Here is a 15,192-nt window from a genome sequence, read left to right on the forward strand (position 1 = left end):
TCCGGCATAATCCAGCTTGTGTCACAAAAATTTGAAATTGCTTGCTGATAATTCGCGTTACACTTCTGCACACATCGACAATACCTGTTATCAGCAATGGAGATCCGCCATGCGTTTTTCACTAAAAACCACCGCATGTGCGTTGGCCGTGTCCCTGACTTTGTTTGCGGGAGCGGCCAGTGCCTGGGAAAAGGATAAAACCTACGACATCACCATCTTGCACACCAACGATCATCATGGACATTTCTGGCAAAACGATCACGGTGAATACGGTTTAGGCGCGCAAAAAACGCTGGTGGACAGCATTCGTCAGGAAGTGGCTGCCAAAGGTGGCAGCGTATTACTGTTGTCCGGTGGCGACATTAATACCGGTGTACCGGAATCTGACTTACAGGATGCTGAACCGGATTTCCGTGGCATGACATTGATTGGCTACGACGCAATGGCGATCGGTAACCACGAATTTGACAACCCACTCAGCGTATTGCGTCAGCAGGAAAAGTGGGCCTCTTTCCCGCTGCTGTCAGCCAACATTTATCAGAAAAGCACCCAGCAGCGTTTATTCAAACCCTATGCGTTATTTGATAAGCAAGGGGTCAAGATTGCGGTAATTGGCTTGACCACCGACGACACCGCCAAGATCGGCAACCCGGAGTATTTCACCGATATTGAGTTCCGCGTTCCGGCGCAGGAAGCCAAACGGGTGGTCGAGAAGTTACGCAAAGATGAAAAGCCGGACGTGATTATCGCCGCCACCCATATGGGCCACTACGATGATGGCAACCACGGTTCTAACGCACCGGGCGATGTGGAAATGGCCCGCAGCCTGCCTGCCGGTTACCTCGATATGATTGTGGGGGGCCATTCGCAGGATCCGGTTTGTATGGCCAGTGAGAATCACAAACAGGTGGATTATGTGCCAGGAACGCCGTGCGCGCCGGATCGTCAGAACGGTACCTGGATTGTGCAGGCGCACGAATGGGGCAAGTACGTGGGCCGTGCCGACTTCCAGTTCCGCAACGGCGAGCTGAAGCTGATGCATTACCAACTGATACCGGTCAACCTAAAGAAGAAGGTCGAGAAGGCCGATGGCACCAGCGAACGTGTCTACTACACCCAGGCGATTGCCGAAGATCCAGGCATGATGAAGCTGCTGACGCCGTTCCAGGAAAAAGGCCAGGCACAGTTGGGCGTGAAGATCGGCAGTGTTAACGGCAAACTGGAAGGGGATCGCAGCAAAGTGCGTTTTGTGCAAACCAACTTGGCCCGTGTGCTGCTGGCTGCACAAATCGAAAGAGCCAACGCTGATTTTGCCGTGATGAGCGGGGGAGGCGTGCGGGACTCGATCGAGGCGGGCGAGATCACCTATAAAAACGTGCTCAAGGTACAGCCGTTTGGCAATACGCTGACCTATGTCGATATGAAAGGCAGCGAAGTCCAGCAGTATCTGGCGACAGTGGCGAATATGAAGGTGGATTCCGGTGCCTATGCCCAACTTGCCAACGTCAGCCTGGTGGCAGACGGTAAAGGCGTCAGTGAGGTGAAAATCAAAGGTGAACCGCTGCAGGCAGATAAAACCTATCGCTTGGCCACGCTAAGTTTTAACGCGTTGGGTGGTGATGGTTATCCGAAGGTTTCTACTCTGCCGAGCTATGTGAATACCGGCTTTATTGACGCAGAAGTGCTGAAGCAGTATATCGAGAAGCATTCACCGTTGGATGCGGCGGCGTTTGAACCTAAGGGTGAGATTGTTTATAACTAATTAAATTTTAAGGCGGTTTTCTTTCAGTGATATGACTGAAAACCGCTGTTTCCGCCACTCACACAAACTCTTCTGCAAAACCCCTGCAAAACTTTTCTGCAAAACGGTACGAAAAATAACCGTTATCACACCGCGATAACTGTCCAATTTTTACCCCTATCATCATTGTATTTATCGGTCATTTGCTGGTTTTTATGTCCCAGTAAAGACATCGTATCGATACCCTGATCGCGGTACAGGCGTTCGGAGAGTGACCGCTGTTCGTGGAATGTTGGCGGGGTTCCCTTACTCCATTTCAGTCCGGACCGATCTCTTGCCTTGCTAAATGTTGTCGTAATGCTCTGATAGCCAATTTGGCCACCCCTCTTTGCGGTCGATATAGAATGGTGGTGGTGAAGTAAGTACGGGCTTACAATCCGATCCCGGCATTCCGCTATGACTTCACGAAGGCTCACGTTTATTGCATTGCACCGCAAGCTTAATGGGATAGCCAAGCGTGCCCCTGTTTTCTCCTGTTCTACATGCAAATGATCGTCCCAAACGTCAGCAAATTTCATGTTGGCGATATCTGAAAGACGTTGGCCGGTAACAATGGCCAGCAGCATAGACCTACGCAGATAAGGTTGGAATAATGCCGCTGCTTCGAGAATGGATTGCCATTCATCCAGATCTAGACGCTGACGTTGAACCTTGGCCTTGGGGTTCTTTGTTGCCTGAGCAGGGTTGTAACCAGGAGGAACCTCCCCGGCGTGTTGCGCTTCCTTGTACACATCAATAATCACCCTGCGTACAACTTGAGCCATGATAGCCTGCCCGCGCTCCTTGTATGGTTCCAGAATGTCAGCGATATCTCGCACGCTAACTTCGGCGAGCTGCTTGTTACCAATTTCTGAACGCATCACCTTTACCGGGTTCTTTTTCTGGTTCACGGTTGAAGGCTTGATTTCGCCAAGCTGCAGGCGTTCTTCCTGAATTTTCCAGTAACGATCAAGCCAACCGCTGACCGAAATACTTTCGCCCAAGCTTCGACTGATCTTGTCTCGAGCCAAAAGTAATTGGTTCATCTTCTGTTCGGACAGCCTAGAATTGGCCTCTGCGGCGATCGTTCTCGCTGCCTCTTCATCGGTACCCAGGCCATGAAACTTCCCTGTTACGGGGTGCTTGTAACGCCAATACACCTTTTTGGTTCTTGCGTCGGTGTAGCACGATAGTCCAGGGATGGTGACGTTGTACTTACGTGGCCGCGCCATCTTCAAGTATCCTTCTCAAGCGTGGATCATCATCTTTTTTAACCACTGGACGGGCAGACATACCGACAAATCGCGCCGTTCTATCTACTCGCCAGTACCTGCCAGCCTTGACTGGCTGGGGCGATATCATGCCATTTTTAGCGAACTTAATCAGTGTGGGGTAACTGGGCACCGGCTCGTCAAACTCTTCCTTTGCCCAGTCAGTGAGCTTTATTGTGCGAGACATCCGACACCTCCACGAGATAACCCTGCCTCCAGCTTATTCATCGCTTCATCTCCTGCCGCACAACGCGGTAAGCGCGCATCACTATCGGCGTTTTGCCACTGATTACGGTTTTCATGCGGAAGAAACCAGAGTGCACCGCCGTAACGCTGGTCAGAAAGAGGGCGGTATCGACCACCCGGTTATGCTTACGGAATTCAAACACCGTGCTGGTGGTCGTGAGGCTGGCGGTAACGCCATGATCCTGATAATCGATTTTCATTGCTTTGGCTCCACCGGGTTTAACTTTATGCCAATGTGCTTGGCATAGCGGCGCATGCTGCGATTCAGCGGCATCTGCACATTGCCGTCATTGGTGCGGTACTCCGCCACCGACTGCTGAACGTTGGCGTATTCATGAACCGGCTCCCTGGTCAGCCGGTGACCCTGCGCCAAGGTCACGCCGCACAAACCTTGGCGCGTTTTGCTGTTGCGTCTCTTTGGCATGGTTAACTCTCCGGTTTGCCAGTGTATTTCGCCTGCCCTGCACACAAATCGGCGTTATGAACACACAGATCACGCTCTTGCTCTGTGAGTCCTGCTGAGGTGTGCCCTCCACGCCAAACCTCGGCGGCCCGACGATAAAGGCTGCGTTCTGCCAAAGCTCCGGCCTTGGTGTGCAACTGCAGGAATGCGCTGCTCGGGCTTTTGGGCGTCTTGCTGTTGTAGACCTTTGCCATATCACCGCACCCCGCTGGTGGTCTTGTTGATGTGGTTGCCGAGCGCCTCGGCCATCTTCTTCGCTTCTTTTTCGGCAGCGGCCTTCTGACGCCATGCCTCATAGCGTGCAGACAATGTGCGGTGCTTATCACAGCGGTCAGCTCTGCGGTCGGCCCATTCACGATTAACAAGCTTTACGGCGACTGCGCTGGCCTGTCGCCAGAACGTGGCCGCAAGGTCTAACTGTCCAGCCTTCTCGAATTTGGCCGCTTGGATCGCGTTGAGCATGTAGGGGCTTAAGTTCATTTAGTCCCCTCCGCGACTTTGCTATTGATGTAACCTTCAATAGCTTCGGGCACATCATCGAGGAGGGAGCTGAGCGCTCCGACCAACTTAATCAGTTCTTTATCCTCGGCGGTGCATGTCTCCAGCCAGATACCTATGACTGCTTGTGCTTGCTCCACCCGGCACTGAACGTCAGTTAATTGCATGATCCCCCCCCCCTCCGTTATGTTGCTGGCGATGTCATGGATAACTCCGATAAGTTCGAGCTGTACGCCTCGTTCGGTACTGTTTGCGGTGAGGCATAAAGCGGCCTCAGCTAGATCTTTGATCTTTGCCAGAGCATCAATTGCGCCTAGGTTGCATGGTGCTTTTTGAGAGTCAGTTGCCATCAGTGCACCACCTGCAGGGGCGATTTCCCTGGGTTTTCCAATGCATCCGATACAGCGGCTTTCATCATTTCTTCCATGACCGTGGTGCCGAGGGCTGTTAATTTGTGCTTGCAAGTCAGCATTCCGTGATAAAGGGTGGTTATGTGGGTGTTTCCAGCTTGCCGGCCAAATTCTTCATAGCCTGGATGCTCAATCAGGCTGACCATGCATTGCTCAAGGCTTTTCTGCGTTACGTAAACACGGACTACATTGTTTTTCGGCAGAACGATATCAGCCCACCCACCGCCATAATGGCCTTGGCAGAAACCTAAATAGGCTGTGATAATCCGGCGTCTATTTCTTTCGATTAGGTTAATTCTCTCTGACATAGCTAATTACCTTTTCCTGAGTTTAGGCCGAGCGAATCCCTCAGCCTGATGGCTGTTATTAAATTTATTTCTGAGTTGCTTAATTAATACGGACGGCGTTTCATTAATTCATCGTGCTTGCTAGCCCAAGCGTCATATTCTTTTTGCCAATTAACTATCTCTCGGCGCTTGGCAAGTAATCGAAGAATTCGGCGCTTGGCACGATATCGGCAATTGAGGTATTCAAGCGTTAGATTGCCAAGCACCCATACATTTTTTTGCGGGTCAAAAGCAGAGTCATAACGAATCTCAAGCCCTTGGCGTTTATATACCTCTGTGGCCATAATGCGTGCCAAATTGTCGATGGCGGCGCTACGACTTAAAAAGCGTTTATAAATGCCATGGCGGTATATAACGTAAACCGGCATATCAATTCTGCGCATTGCATCTTCAATGCCACCAGCATCCGCCACGTAGTCCTCACCCATACGGGCATAATCAATAACTTTATGGTTATTCATCTTTGCTTTCCTTCGGTGGTATTACCTTCCAACCTGCCTGCTTTGCGTAATGCAGGAACGTATCAAAAGAAGCTGTAATTTCGTCCTCACGAACATTGCGGAACGCTACGAGTTTCCCGCTTTCAATACTGAGCACAATCTTGGTGGTGGCGTCAGGAATTAGTGGGGTTATCACTTTCTCCTTGATGGAAACGATGAGGTTTGCGTGTAGGCTGCTCATGATTCAGCCCCCCCCCCTTGACGCTTTCTCAATTCAAAAGCGGCGTTATCGCTATTTTGTTTTAGTACCTGACTCAGTCTCGGGAGACTCCTAAGCACTGAACCAATTAAAAGTAGATCTCGCTTTGCCTCGCTATCTAAATACTCCTCACTTTCTCCAGCTTCGAGAAGTAAATTACCAATGACACGCAATGCTGAGTTAACGCCTGAAGCAGTAGCGCCATAGACATGCTCAATATCTAGCAATTCTTCGTTGCTCACGGCTTTAAAATTATTAACCGACAGTAAATGGTAAATATCACGCATGGTACACTCCGCTTACTACGGGCAGGCATCCTGCGAACAACAAAACATAATTGCGAGACAACTGACGGCGAGCTTCCTTCTCGCTGGTGGCTTTTACACGCTGCATAATAGGGTGTGACTTCGTGTCACTGCGTAAAACGGATGCAAACAAATAAATCTTTGTGCTATGCTTTTGCTCGATCATGTTAGTACCCTCGCAGGCATTGACGTTGATTAGGCTCTGGTTTCGTTGGCGCGGATCCAGAGCCGGCTAGATAAATTCAATTAATCCCTGTTATTGTCGCTTTTTGAGTGAACCGCTTTTTCGAGCTCACGAAGTGTCTTCGTTAATTCTATTGCGTATGAACACCCCATCACTTTAAAGACTTCTGAATCTTCTTCACAATCGCAATAACCAATATTTCTCATTATGGCGGTTATGCGCAGCGATAGATTAACGCTGTCAGTTACCAGTCCAGCTATTTTCGTGGGTAACATATCTGTGCCTCCTACCTTTATATAGCAAGTATTAGCTGCCACTTTATGTATGTAACTTAAGATGCGTATTGGATGAGATAACTGTAACTTTGGTTTACAGAATGTTCAAGCTGTTTTTAAACTAAAGTTTACATGAGGGGCGAAAAAAAACCGGCTGATGCCGGTATCGCTTTTGAATTCAATTAATTAAAATTCTATTCTGGCCTCAACGACGACCCCAATAATTTCACAATTACCATTGATCTCTATGAGAGGGTACTGAGGATTTAATGGCTTAAGATATCTCTTTCCCGAGTCTTCTATGTACTTTTTGAAGGTGGCTTCATTGCTATCCAGCAGCCTTGCTACAACCAGCTTACCAGGCAACACCTCCGCATCAGGATTAACCAATATGGACATTCCTTCAGTAATACTTAATCCCGATGGCGCGGTCATTGAATCCCCCTTTACATCTAACCAGAACGCATTTCCCCCTGCATTTTTACAAGTAGAGATCCAATCTTCAGTGTTAAACTTATTATCTAACTCAATGGCTTCACTCCAATTTCCTGCGTTGACCCAACTGATTTTTGGGTAGCTGTAAGTCTGAGTTTCAACGCGAGGCCTTGTCAAATCTTGCGAAGGGAAACCATCTGTTGTGTCAGTCTTGCCTGTCTGTAGCCAGTATGGAGAGCAACGTAGAGCTTTAGCTAAGGTGAAGAGGTTATCTGCTCGGGGGTTCTGAGTTAATCCCATTTCTATTTTTGATATAGCCATTCTGCTCACACCGGCCATGCGAGCTAAATCCTCCTGGGATAAATTCAGCTCCAATCTTCTCTGCATTAAGCGCTCAGCAAGGCTCGTCATTGTAGTTCCCTTCCAGATTGTTCTCTTAAACTAAAGTATCACCCATTGTTGCCACTTTGGATTATTTTTGCTACCTTTTCTGTAAACTTTAGTTTATTGGTGACCTAATGGACTTATATAACATTTTAAAGATCCGCTTTGGTAGCGATTCGGCTATCGGGAGGGCGTTTCCGCGCAGAGGTAAGCCGAGGTCGCCGCAAGCTGTCGGAAAGTGGAAGATTCGCGGCGTACCTGAAGATGTGGCGATTCTTAGTCACTTGGATGAAAGCATCCCCTACGAGCATCCAAGCATGCCGCCTGCTGCACTCAAAAGCACAGAGGAATAACCATGACTCCAGCCGAATTCATTCGCAAGCATATCACCGCGACGCTGGTGGCTGAGGGCTTTCCTGAAAGTGTTGCAAGGGGGGGGCTGACTACGGCCTTGACCACTACCGCCGCATGTCGCAGGCGAGCAAGAAGGGGGCCGCGTTTGATGACTGCCTGTACAGGGCCAGAGTATGGGCGCAGGGGCAGACCGGTAAGGTCGAGCGCAAGACAGCCAGAAAGCAGCGTAAAGGTGATCTGCTGTGAATCAGCCTGACTATCTCACAACCATCATGCCTCGAGTGTACTGCCAGGCTGATGCAGCGTGGATTCAGGAGCAACTGCAGAAATTTACGGTATCAGCCAGGCACAAAATCGTGGCGCTGTATGCGGACGTTTATCAGGCGGCCTGGGATGAAGAACCAGTGTCATTCAAGCAGGAAAACAGGGCGCGGCATGAGGCCAACACCCGACTGCGAAAGTTTGTAGAAAACCATGGCAAGGCATTGCAGGGGTACACAGCCGAACCACCCCTGGCAGGAAAAGTTAATCGTTCCTGAGGATAGCCAGGCTTAAAGGTGCTTGGTTTGGATGGCTAGATGTTTTTATCTCCAGACTCCTAAACCCCTATTTTACGGGGGAGAGGGAAGAGGGGGGTAAGGGGGGAGATGGGAGTAGGGGAAGGAATAGCAGCCTTTTCCAACAGACAACTCCATGGGTTAGGTAGATCTCGATCTGAGGGGTTAGCCCTTAAAGCGCCACTGCACTGTCGTTTGGTTCGCAGGGCAAACCGAAACCCGAGATGGGTTTTCCTTGGAAAAGTGAATTGGTGGGAGGTTGCACAATGCTGAGTATTACACCTAACTTCGCACAGGAACGCGCATTGAACATGCTGCGCCGTGATTGGAAGTCATTTAACTCTTTCATGGTCTATGCACCCACAGGCAGTGGTAAGACCGGGCTGGCGGCTTTCATCACAGCCGGTTTTGTTAGTCGTGGTATGCGTGTGCTTTTCGTTGCCCCGTTCACTGTGCTGGTTAACCAGACATCGCGCCGCTTTGTTGAATACGGGCTACCAGAGGATGAAATCAGCTTCATCTGGCGCGACCATCCAAGCCACGATCCAGCGCTAAAAATTCAGATCGCCAGTGCCGACACGCTGATCCGCCGTGATTTTCCAGACAACATCGACCTGCTGATCATTGATGAGGCCCACCTGCGCAGAAAGCAAATCCTGATTGAGATTGAGCGCCTTACGCGTGAAGCGGGTGTGAAGGTCATTGGCCTGTCTGGTACACCATTCTCGTCATTTTTGGGGCGCTACTACCAGCGACTGGTAAAGCCAACCACCATCAGTGAACTGATCCAGCGCGGCGACCTGAGTAGTTACGAATTCTATGCGCCGTCCAAGCCTGACCTCAAAGGGGTAAAAACAACCAAGTCTGATGATTACGGGCGAGACTACAACGAAGCGCAACTGGCCGAGATTATGTGCGGCTCTGATCTTGTTGGTGACATTGTCGATAACTGGCTACAGAACGGCAGGGATCTACCCACGGTGGCGTTTTGCGTTGATGTTGCTCATGCCAACTTCGTTACGCTTCAGTTCAACAAGGCCGGAATCAATGCCGAAGTGATGGTGGCCGAAACGCCCCATGAAGAACGTCAACTTATCATTCATCGCTTTGAAACGGGCGCAACGAAAATCATTGTCAGCGTCGGTGTGCTGGTAGCTGGCTTCGACAGTGATGTTCGGTGCGTGATCTATGCCCGTCCAACAAAAAGCGAGATCCGCTGGTTACAGGCTTTGGGAAGGGGATTGCGCACAGCTCCGGGTAAAGAGTCATGCCTCATCTTCGACCACTCAGGTACCGTGCACCGCTTGGGTTTTCCTGACGCCATCGAATATGACGATCTGCCATCCAAAAGTGACGGCATGAAGGAGGCTGCCGCCCGTGCAGCCGAAGAGCGCCAGGAGAAATTACCCAAAGAGTGCAGCGAGTGCCACTTCATGAAACCCGCTGGTGTGTATGTCTGCCCGAAGTGTGGATTTAAACCCCTCGCCGGGCAAGACGTGGAAACAGATACCCAGCGTGGACTGAAAAGGCTTGGCAAAGGAAAGCGCGTTCCCACCGATTCCGAGAAACAAGCCTGGTGGAGCCAGATCAAGTTTTATCAGCGTCAGCGTGCCTCGATGGGGAAACCCGTCAGTGACGGTTGGTGCTCTCACACCTTTCACGACAAGTTCGGCGAGTGGCCGAATAACCTTAGTGATTTTCCGATGGAGATCACCCCTGAGGTCAACAGCTACATAAAACACAAACGGATCGCCTTTGCGAAAGGGCGTGAGAAGGCTGCGGCGGCAGTTCAACAATCTCATGCCGGAAGCGCCAACACCACTATGAAAGTGATTAACGCCAAAAAAGATCTTGAAGAAATGCGCAAAAGTCTGAGGAAGGCAGTATGAAGACATCCGAAGCGGCAAAGGGCCGGTGGGCTGAAATTTTTGAACATTTTGGGCTGCCGCCTATCACCGGAAAAAATCACTTTAAAGGCGAATGCCCTTTATGCGGTGCTCGCGGGAAATTCCGCATTGATGATCACCAAGGAACGGGATCATGGATTTGCATTTGTGACAGCGGCGACGGGATGAAGCTGCTTAACCTCACTCAAGGCAAATCGTTTGCTGAGTTATGTACCGAGGTAGATCAACTCCTTGGCAACAACTATCGACACATGAGTTTCCCCGTCAACAGCTCGGCGGCAAAACAGCGGCAGCGCGTGATCAGCAAGTTTTCCAAGCTGGTGGGGTTGCGTGGTACGACAGCGGCCAGCTATTTACGCCAGCGCGGTATTAGCCGATTGCCTGCTGAGGCCATCCGTTTTAATGACCGCCAACGGCACGCCGGGCGGGTTTATCAGGCGCTGTATTCACTGGCCACCGATGATAAGGGGGAACTGTGTTACCTGCACCAGACGCTACTGGATGGTGAAAGAAAAGCCGATATAGGCGAAAGCGCCAAACGCCTCAAATCACTGCAGGAACAAAACTACCTGGATCACGCCCGTTCAGTAGCGATACGCATGTTCCCCGTAGCCTCAACGCTGGGCATCGCGGAGGGCATTGAAACCGCGCTTTCCTGCTATCAGGTATACGGCGTGAACACCTGGGCGACCATTAACAGCACATTCATGAAGAAATTCAGGGTACCGGCCGGCGTAAAACACCTGATTATTTTTGCTGACATGGATCTCCATTCAGCAACCGGCCAGGCAGCGGCCTTTGAGTGTGCTCATGCCAACCTATTGGCAAAAAACGATTTGATATCTGTAAGCGTTCGATGGTGTGACGCTGGTGATTTTAACGATCTCCTGATGAATGGTGATCAGGTTCGCGAGTTGGTTTATTACAAAAAGGTGGCCGCATAATGCGCAAAGACAATCCAGAGCATAAAACGTTATTCACGATCCCTACAGCAAAATACAGCACCGCACTGGCGACAACCAAACCACTCCCGCCACAGCGCGTTATTACCGGCCATAAGCAGACGGATGCGTATTTATGGGTGTTGGAGGTTATTCAACTGAATGAGCCGGCACACCTGCAGGCGGCGGAAGATGCGTTGAAAAAGCTAAAGATCACCCCCAAGCAGGCGCAGGAACGCTACAGCGCTTACCTGATGAAATCGGGCGCCCAACCATTCCAGATCGCCTTTGGCACAATGTCGATGGATAACCCGCAAGGCTATATCAATGGCGCAAAGCGGAATATTGAAAAGGCCAGCCAGGTACGGGCAACATTTGGCAGTTATGAATCAGCGCTGGATAACATGCCCCCTGAAAACCTGATGCTTATTGGAGAGCTTGGCGACGTTTACGCGGCATGCTGGGGGTGGACGGAAAAAGAAATAGCAGAACAATGCGTGTGGGGCGAACGTTGTAATGAAATTCATGAGCAGCAAAAGGCGATTTCTCAAGGCTTTGTAAAACAGCTCCCCGAACCAGCAACGCTTTCTGATGTTGTTCGTGAATTCCAATATTGGAATTGGCTCTACACCATGCGAAATAGCGCTGAAAAAGAACTGGGCTATGAGTATGCGGGTGGTGAACGGAGCCAAATTACAGATCGTGAAGATTACCTGGAAACCCTGCTTTCGAAAATCAAGCCAGCGACAAGGCAGGAAGCGGTTGAGGTGTGCAAGTGGATTCTAGAAGAAGACCGGTTTATGGATCGTGGTGATTTCACTAATTCCATCTTTCTCAATCTGGTCGGGGAGTGCGGCTGATGAAGCTTGAAGCATCTTTAAAGCATTTCAGCCCTCAGGGACTGACCATCACCGATACACCAAACGGCACCAGCGCCGAGCGGCTTACGGGTACCGATGTTATGGCGGCGCTTGGTGTTGTGCAATCAAAGGCCCGTTTCGGTATGGCGGCGTTTCTGGGTAAAACCGGCATCAGTGACGGCGATCGGGAGCAAGCCATTCATGCGCTGACGCAATACGCCAAACAGAAAGCACCAAAGCACGTAGGCAAGGTAGCGGGGCGAAAGATGGCTCAGTGCATGGTGATACTGGCCACGATGGCCTACGAAGAATATTCGCACTCTGCTGCTGGTAGCCGTGAGTGTCAGCATTGCAACGGCAAAGGCCTGCTGCCGGTTTACCGTGATATCGTGAAATACCCTGGATACGTTGGCGCAGATGGTGAAGAGAAGATCCCACCACGAACTGAAAAAGAGCTGGTGCAGGAATTCTGCCAGCACTGCAACGGGAAGGGGGTAATCGCCAAGCGCTGCCGCAACTGCAAAGGTACGGGTAAAGCTATAGACCGTGATGCAACGAAGGCCAGCGGCGCACCGGTAATCAAGGATTGCGAACGGTGTAACGGGAAGGGATTCAGCCGCATGCCTTCCTCGGTGGCTTATGGGGCTATCACGGCGCTGCTGCCAGAATTGACACAATCATCCTGGTCACGCAACTGGAAGCCGTTCTATGAAGCGCTGGTGGCGAAATGCGATATAGAGGAAGGAAGGGCAGCGGCAGAGTTCCAGAAAGTAACCAAGTAGAGCACGATTGGCACGGATGCCGACATTTTAACAGCGCAGGCTTGCATTTTGCATAAACATGGCGTAGATTCTTTAAAGAGTGGCATATCTCACCTGAACACTACAGATAATCATCAGAACCCGCACCCAGGCGGGTTTTTGCGTTTCTGGGGGAAAGTAAAAATGATGCATTGCCCTCTATGCGGGCATACGGCGCACACCCGATCAAGCAGATACTTGAGCAATGAAACCAAAGAGCGTTATCACCAGTGCCAAAACGTTAATTGCAGTTGCACGTTTGCAACTCATGAAACGGTGGCGCGTCTTATTGCTCAACCGCAGTTGGTAGCAAAAAAAACGCCCCTAGCTCGCATGAGGGCGATTCGGGGCTAAATTGTTGGTTCCAAAGTTTCTCATGTTGGCAGGGCGCCAACACGCCATAGAGTGTAATAAAGAACGCGGTAATTGCACAAAGTATTTTTTGATTTTGAAAAATGATACCTACAGGCTCTTGATCAACTTACGCTTCTCCATCTCAAGCACTTCAGCGCTAATATGTGGTGATTCATATTTGAACTGCTCAATTTTTTGTTTTATTTGGTCAGCACCCAACTGGCTTGTGGGTATAATCGCAGAGATAAGATGAAGGGATAACTCAGATCGAACGAGAAGATGTTCTATCACCTCACCTTGTATAGATAACTTATTACGTAACTCATTAATGGCCTTTTCTGACATATTACCCTCCCACCTTTGGTTTAATTGCTTAGAAAATACCACTTCTCTATTTATCTGAAAACATGAATGCAAATCATTAGCTGCCTGAGGCAGCTTTTATCATATCTAACGCCCGGCGTTCGTCGAGCGACGAACAAAGGAGAAAGCATGGCAGAGCCTGTTACCACAACAACAACCGTAGCAGGCGGAGCAGTAACAGGGGTTGCGATCATGACGTTTTTCGCTGGGCTACCAGCAGACGTTGTACTGGGCGCTTTTGCTGGCGCGATCCTGTTTGTTGTTTCCGCCTCTGAGTACGGCATTCGTTCCCGCGTGATTCTGGCGATCGGCAGCTTTACGGCCGGGTTGACGATGTACAAACCGGCTGCAGCGTGGATTGTCGATTTCCTGCCAGCAGGTTATGACCGGGGCGCAGATGCCGCTGGCGCATTACTGGCTGCTGGTTGTGTTATCCGATTGCTGATGATGATCAACAGCGGTGGTGGATTCCTGAAAAAGAAAGGGGGCAGCGATGGTAACTCATGATCCCGAAACGTTAATCAACGCTGTCGTCTGCGCGGTGATTGCCATCCGACTGCTGACGTTCCGCCGCGATGGTGGGGCGCATGTTCAATGGGCGGCTTGGTTAGCCTACTGCTTAATTCTGGCCACTGGTTCTGTGACGATCCGTATCGCCATGGGTACATACGAAGGCACCACCGATCCGGCGGAGTTGTTCATCAATGCGGTGCTCTGCGTGATGGTGCTGCGTGCAAAGGGCAACGTAGTGCAGTTGTTCAAAGTAAGGAGAGGTAGCGATGCCTAATTTCAGATTCAGCCAGCGCAGCGAGGGCAACCTTGTTGGCGTAAACCCCGCGCTGGTAAAAGTGGTGCGCCGGGCGCTGGAGCTTTCGACCGTCGATTTTTCAGTGATTGAAGGTAAGCGCACGATGGAGCGGCAAAAGCAGTTAGTGGCCGCAGGCGCAAGCAAGACGATGGCCAGCCGCCATCTTACCGGGCACGCGGTGGATCTCTTTCCCGTTGGTGGGAATTGGAACGACTATAAATGCTGGCTACCGGTGCTCGATGCCATGCACCAGGCCGGTAAGGAGTTGGGTGTTCCACTGCGATTCGGTATTACCTGGACGGATAACCCGGGTGACACCCCAGCCAAGTTTTTAGATGCGCCTCACGTGGAAATGCCAGCATGAGTAAATACGGATTAATCAGCCTGCTGTTGGTGGCCATCTGTCTCGGTTGGTATGCGTCTTCGCTGTCCGGCGATCTGGATAGTGCCCGACAGGAAAACAAATCGCTGGTGGCTGCGGTACAAAGCCGAGATGGAACAATTACCGCACTGAAAGATGCCGCCAGTGCTGACCGCCGCGCCACCGAAGAACAGTTAAAGATTGAACAGCAGAAGAGGGCAAAGGCCGATGCTGATAACGAAAAGCTACGCAAGGCGCTGGAGAATAACGGCTGCAGCAATCAGCGGTTGCCTGATGATGTTCGCCGTATCTTGCGCAGAGAACCCGAAGCCACCACCGGCCCCGCAACTGATTTACGTGTACCCGCCAGCAGCATTGATTCAGCAGTGTGAGCAGACTGCGTTCACAGGTGAAACGTTCGGTGATGCGGTGATGGCGCTGCAGGTGGTGCAGAGTGAACTTGATATATGCGCCTCAAGGATTGATGGAGTAATTGAGTGGCTTAGGAATACTCAAAATTAACAAGAGGAATTTTATAAGTTGAGGTAATTTAGATGGGTGCTATTTGGCACAAATATAAATACTGAGGC

Annotated in this window: 25 protein-coding genes; 11 read left to right on the forward strand and 14 right to left on the reverse strand. The window is 50.6% G+C overall.

Features of this window, described 5'->3' with window-relative positions; all coding sequences use genetic code 11:
- Positions 1–109: 109 nt before the first annotated feature.
- Entirely contained in the window at positions 110–1,762 is a 1,653-nt protein-coding gene (gene ushA, locus IV04_RS14095) for a bifunctional UDP-sugar hydrolase/5'-nucleotidase UshA (protein ID WP_037440921.1), read from the forward strand.
- 125 nt (positions 1,763–1,887) lie between these two features.
- Here ushA and IV04_RS14100 read toward each other — a convergent pair whose 3' ends face one another.
- The 13 genes from IV04_RS14100 to IV04_RS14160 form a co-directional block, all read right to left on the reverse strand.
- Positions 1,888–3,012, reverse strand: a complete 1,125-nt coding sequence (locus IV04_RS14100) for a site-specific integrase (RefSeq protein ID WP_037440924.1) — start codon at positions 3,010–3,012, stop codon at positions 1,888–1,890.
- Entirely contained in the window at positions 2,996–3,238 is a 243-nt protein-coding gene (locus IV04_RS14105; RefSeq protein WP_037440926.1) for an excisionase, read from the reverse strand. Before IV04_RS14105 ends, IV04_RS14100 begins: the two co-directional genes overlap by 17 nt.
- Positions 3,239–3,275: 37 nt before the next feature.
- On the reverse strand, positions 3,276–3,497 hold the full coding sequence (locus tag IV04_RS14110; protein WP_037440928.1) for a hypothetical protein: 222 nt from the start codon (positions 3,495–3,497) through the stop codon (positions 3,276–3,278).
- On the reverse strand, positions 3,494–3,721 hold the full coding sequence (locus IV04_RS14115) for a hypothetical protein (protein WP_037396616.1): 228 nt from the start codon (positions 3,719–3,721) through the stop codon (positions 3,494–3,496). Before IV04_RS14115 ends, IV04_RS14110 begins: the two co-directional genes overlap by 4 nt.
- A gap of 2 nt (positions 3,722–3,723) precedes the next feature.
- Complete coding sequence (locus IV04_RS14120) at positions 3,724–3,954, reverse strand: hypothetical protein (RefSeq protein ID WP_037440930.1); 231 nt, start codon at positions 3,952–3,954, stop codon at positions 3,724–3,726.
- 1 nt (position 3,955) lies between these two features.
- Complete coding sequence (locus IV04_RS14125) at positions 3,956–4,240, reverse strand: ANR family transcriptional regulator (protein WP_037440932.1); 285 nt, start codon at positions 4,238–4,240, stop codon at positions 3,956–3,958.
- Complete coding sequence (locus tag IV04_RS26785; RefSeq protein ID WP_235212863.1) at positions 4,237–4,608, reverse strand: hypothetical protein; 372 nt, start codon at positions 4,606–4,608, stop codon at positions 4,237–4,239. Before IV04_RS26785 ends, IV04_RS14125 begins: the two co-directional genes overlap by 4 nt.
- On the reverse strand, positions 4,608–4,976 hold the full coding sequence (locus tag IV04_RS14135; RefSeq protein ID WP_037440935.1) for a hypothetical protein: 369 nt from the start codon (positions 4,974–4,976) through the stop codon (positions 4,608–4,610). Before IV04_RS14135 ends, IV04_RS26785 begins: the two co-directional genes overlap by 1 nt.
- Before the next feature lie 83 nt (positions 4,977–5,059).
- A complete protein-coding gene (locus IV04_RS14140) occupies positions 5,060–5,476 on the reverse strand; it encodes a hypothetical protein (RefSeq protein ID WP_037440938.1) in 417 nt (138 codons plus the stop codon).
- The gene (locus tag IV04_RS14145) at positions 5,469–5,696 is read right to left on the reverse strand and encodes a hypothetical protein (protein WP_037440941.1); all 228 of its coding nucleotides are present in this window, start codon (positions 5,694–5,696) and stop codon (positions 5,469–5,471) included. The genes IV04_RS14140 and IV04_RS14145 overlap by 8 nt, the downstream gene beginning before the upstream one ends.
- Positions 5,693–6,001 (reverse strand): hypothetical protein, encoded by a 309-nt coding sequence (locus tag IV04_RS14150; protein ID WP_037440946.1) that lies wholly within the window; start codon positions 5,999–6,001, stop codon positions 5,693–5,695. Before IV04_RS14150 ends, IV04_RS14145 begins: the two co-directional genes overlap by 4 nt.
- Positions 5,994–6,185: a host cell division inhibitor Icd-like protein gene (locus IV04_RS27030; protein WP_072010891.1), complete on the reverse strand. Its 192-nt coding sequence runs from the start codon at positions 6,183–6,185 to the stop codon at positions 5,994–5,996. The genes IV04_RS14150 and IV04_RS27030 overlap by 8 nt, the downstream gene beginning before the upstream one ends.
- A gap of 479 nt (positions 6,186–6,664) precedes the next feature.
- A complete protein-coding gene (locus tag IV04_RS14160) occupies positions 6,665–7,324 on the reverse strand; it encodes a LexA family transcriptional regulator (protein WP_037440952.1) in 660 nt (219 codons plus the stop codon).
- A gap of 599 nt (positions 7,325–7,923) precedes the next feature.
- Here IV04_RS14160 and IV04_RS14170 point away from each other — a divergent pair.
- The 6 genes from IV04_RS14170 (at position 7,924) to IV04_RS25280 (ending at position 13,070) form a co-directional block, all read left to right on the forward strand.
- Entirely contained in the window at positions 7,924–8,190 is a 267-nt protein-coding gene (locus IV04_RS14170) for a hypothetical protein (protein WP_051916817.1), read from the forward strand.
- A gap of 284 nt (positions 8,191–8,474) precedes the next feature.
- A complete protein-coding gene (locus IV04_RS14175; RefSeq protein ID WP_037440957.1) occupies positions 8,475–10,097 on the forward strand; it encodes a DEAD/DEAH box helicase in 1,623 nt (540 codons plus the stop codon).
- Positions 10,094–11,059 (forward strand): toprim domain-containing protein, encoded by a 966-nt coding sequence (locus IV04_RS14180; protein WP_037440960.1) that lies wholly within the window; start codon positions 10,094–10,096, stop codon positions 11,057–11,059. Before IV04_RS14175 ends, IV04_RS14180 begins: the two co-directional genes overlap by 4 nt.
- The gene (locus tag IV04_RS14185) at positions 11,059–11,916 is read left to right on the forward strand and encodes a hypothetical protein (RefSeq protein ID WP_037440964.1); all 858 of its coding nucleotides are present in this window, start codon (positions 11,059–11,061) and stop codon (positions 11,914–11,916) included. Before IV04_RS14180 ends, IV04_RS14185 begins: the two co-directional genes overlap by 1 nt.
- Complete coding sequence (locus tag IV04_RS14190) at positions 11,916–12,698, forward strand: antitermination protein (protein WP_037440967.1); 783 nt, start codon at positions 11,916–11,918, stop codon at positions 12,696–12,698. Before IV04_RS14185 ends, IV04_RS14190 begins: the two co-directional genes overlap by 1 nt.
- Before the next feature lie 162 nt (positions 12,699–12,860).
- On the forward strand, positions 12,861–13,070 hold the full coding sequence (locus IV04_RS25280; protein WP_072010892.1) for an ogr/Delta-like zinc finger family protein: 210 nt from the start codon (positions 12,861–12,863) through the stop codon (positions 13,068–13,070).
- Between the two features lie 108 nt (positions 13,071–13,178).
- On the opposite strand, the gene IV04_RS14195 is transcribed toward IV04_RS25280, so the two are convergent.
- Positions 13,179–13,415: a hypothetical protein gene (locus IV04_RS14195; RefSeq protein WP_037440968.1), complete on the reverse strand. Its 237-nt coding sequence runs from the start codon at positions 13,413–13,415 to the stop codon at positions 13,179–13,181.
- A gap of 147 nt (positions 13,416–13,562) precedes the next feature.
- Here IV04_RS14195 and IV04_RS14200 point away from each other — a divergent pair, with 147 nt between their 5' ends.
- The 4 genes from IV04_RS14200 to IV04_RS14215 are packed head-to-tail and all read left to right on the forward strand — an operon-like array spanning position 13,563 to position 14,994.
- The gene (locus IV04_RS14200; protein ID WP_072010893.1) at positions 13,563–13,940 is read left to right on the forward strand and encodes a putative holin; all 378 of its coding nucleotides are present in this window, start codon (positions 13,563–13,565) and stop codon (positions 13,938–13,940) included.
- Positions 13,927–14,220, forward strand: coding sequence for a phage holin family protein (locus tag IV04_RS14205; RefSeq protein WP_037440974.1), 294 nt, complete (start codon positions 13,927–13,929; stop codon positions 14,218–14,220). Before IV04_RS14200 ends, IV04_RS14205 begins: the two co-directional genes overlap by 14 nt.
- Positions 14,213–14,605, forward strand: coding sequence for a M15 family metallopeptidase (locus tag IV04_RS14210; protein ID WP_037440983.1), 393 nt, complete (start codon positions 14,213–14,215; stop codon positions 14,603–14,605). The genes IV04_RS14205 and IV04_RS14210 overlap by 8 nt, the downstream gene beginning before the upstream one ends.
- On the forward strand, positions 14,602–14,994 hold the full coding sequence (locus IV04_RS14215; RefSeq protein WP_037440998.1) for a DUF2570 family protein: 393 nt from the start codon (positions 14,602–14,604) through the stop codon (positions 14,992–14,994). The genes IV04_RS14210 and IV04_RS14215 overlap by 4 nt, the downstream gene beginning before the upstream one ends.
- Positions 14,995–15,192: the final 198 nt, after the last annotated feature.

Origin of the sequence: Serratia sp. Ag1 (assembly GCF_000743355.1) — a bacterium.
Taxonomy (GTDB): domain Bacteria; phylum Pseudomonadota; class Gammaproteobacteria; order Enterobacterales; family Enterobacteriaceae; genus Chania.

What these genes read in the sequence shown, in the direction of transcription:
- IV04_RS14200 (WP_072010893.1), top strand. Translation starts at nt 13,563, where the DNA reads ATGGCAGAGCCTGTTACCACAACAACAACCGTAGCAGGCGGAGCAGTA.
- IV04_RS27030 (WP_072010891.1), bottom strand. Translation starts at nt 6,185, where the DNA reads ATGATCGAGCAAAAGCATAGCACAAAGATTTATTTGTTTGCATCCGTT.
- IV04_RS14140 (WP_037440938.1), bottom strand. Translation starts at nt 5,476, where the DNA reads ATGAATAACCATAAAGTTATTGATTATGCCCGTATGGGTGAGGACTAC.
- IV04_RS14190 (WP_037440967.1), top strand. Translation starts at nt 11,916, where the DNA reads ATGAAGCTTGAAGCATCTTTAAAGCATTTCAGCCCTCAGGGACTGACC.
- IV04_RS14175 (WP_037440957.1), top strand. Translation starts at nt 8,475, where the DNA reads ATGCTGAGTATTACACCTAACTTCGCACAGGAACGCGCATTGAACATG.
- IV04_RS14210 (WP_037440983.1), top strand. Translation starts at nt 14,213, where the DNA reads ATGCCTAATTTCAGATTCAGCCAGCGCAGCGAGGGCAACCTTGTTGGC.
- IV04_RS14125 (WP_037440932.1), bottom strand. Translation starts at nt 4,240, where the DNA reads ATGAACTTAAGCCCCTACATGCTCAACGCGATCCAAGCGGCCAAATTC.
- IV04_RS14185 (WP_037440964.1), top strand. Translation starts at nt 11,059, where the DNA reads ATGCGCAAAGACAATCCAGAGCATAAAACGTTATTCACGATCCCTACA.
- IV04_RS14160 (WP_037440952.1), bottom strand. Translation starts at nt 7,324, where the DNA reads ATGACGAGCCTTGCTGAGCGCTTAATGCAGAGAAGATTGGAGCTGAAT.
- ushA (WP_037440921.1), top strand. Translation starts at nt 110, where the DNA reads ATGCGTTTTTCACTAAAAACCACCGCATGTGCGTTGGCCGTGTCCCTG.
- IV04_RS14195 (WP_037440968.1), bottom strand. Translation starts at nt 13,415, where the DNA reads ATGTCAGAAAAGGCCATTAATGAGTTACGTAATAAGTTATCTATACAA.
- IV04_RS14110 (WP_037440928.1), bottom strand. Translation starts at nt 3,497, where the DNA reads ATGAAAATCGATTATCAGGATCATGGCGTTACCGCCAGCCTCACGACC.
- IV04_RS14205 (WP_037440974.1), top strand. Translation starts at nt 13,927, where the DNA reads ATGGTAACTCATGATCCCGAAACGTTAATCAACGCTGTCGTCTGCGCG.
- IV04_RS14150 (WP_037440946.1), bottom strand. Translation starts at nt 6,001, where the DNA reads ATGCGTGATATTTACCATTTACTGTCGGTTAATAATTTTAAAGCCGTG.
- IV04_RS14120 (WP_037440930.1), bottom strand. Translation starts at nt 3,954, where the DNA reads ATGGCAAAGGTCTACAACAGCAAGACGCCCAAAAGCCCGAGCAGCGCA.
- IV04_RS14105 (WP_037440926.1), bottom strand. Translation starts at nt 3,238, where the DNA reads ATGTCTCGCACAATAAAGCTCACTGACTGGGCAAAGGAAGAGTTTGAC.
- IV04_RS14180 (WP_037440960.1), top strand. Translation starts at nt 10,094, where the DNA reads ATGAAGACATCCGAAGCGGCAAAGGGCCGGTGGGCTGAAATTTTTGAA.
- IV04_RS14100 (WP_037440924.1), bottom strand. Translation starts at nt 3,012, where the DNA reads ATGGCGCGGCCACGTAAGTACAACGTCACCATCCCTGGACTATCGTGC.
- IV04_RS26785 (WP_235212863.1), bottom strand. Translation starts at nt 4,608, where the DNA reads ATGGCAACTGACTCTCAAAAAGCACCATGCAACCTAGGCGCAATTGAT.
- IV04_RS14215 (WP_037440998.1), top strand. Translation starts at nt 14,602, where the DNA reads ATGAGTAAATACGGATTAATCAGCCTGCTGTTGGTGGCCATCTGTCTC.
- IV04_RS14145 (WP_037440941.1), bottom strand. Translation starts at nt 5,696, where the DNA reads ATGAGCAGCCTACACGCAAACCTCATCGTTTCCATCAAGGAGAAAGTG.
- IV04_RS14170 (WP_051916817.1), top strand. Translation starts at nt 7,924, where the DNA reads ATGCCTCGAGTGTACTGCCAGGCTGATGCAGCGTGGATTCAGGAGCAA.
- IV04_RS14115 (WP_037396616.1), bottom strand. Translation starts at nt 3,721, where the DNA reads ATGCCAAAGAGACGCAACAGCAAAACGCGCCAAGGTTTGTGCGGCGTG.
- IV04_RS14135 (WP_037440935.1), bottom strand. Translation starts at nt 4,976, where the DNA reads ATGTCAGAGAGAATTAACCTAATCGAAAGAAATAGACGCCGGATTATC.
- IV04_RS25280 (WP_072010892.1), top strand. Translation starts at nt 12,861, where the DNA reads ATGATGCATTGCCCTCTATGCGGGCATACGGCGCACACCCGATCAAGC.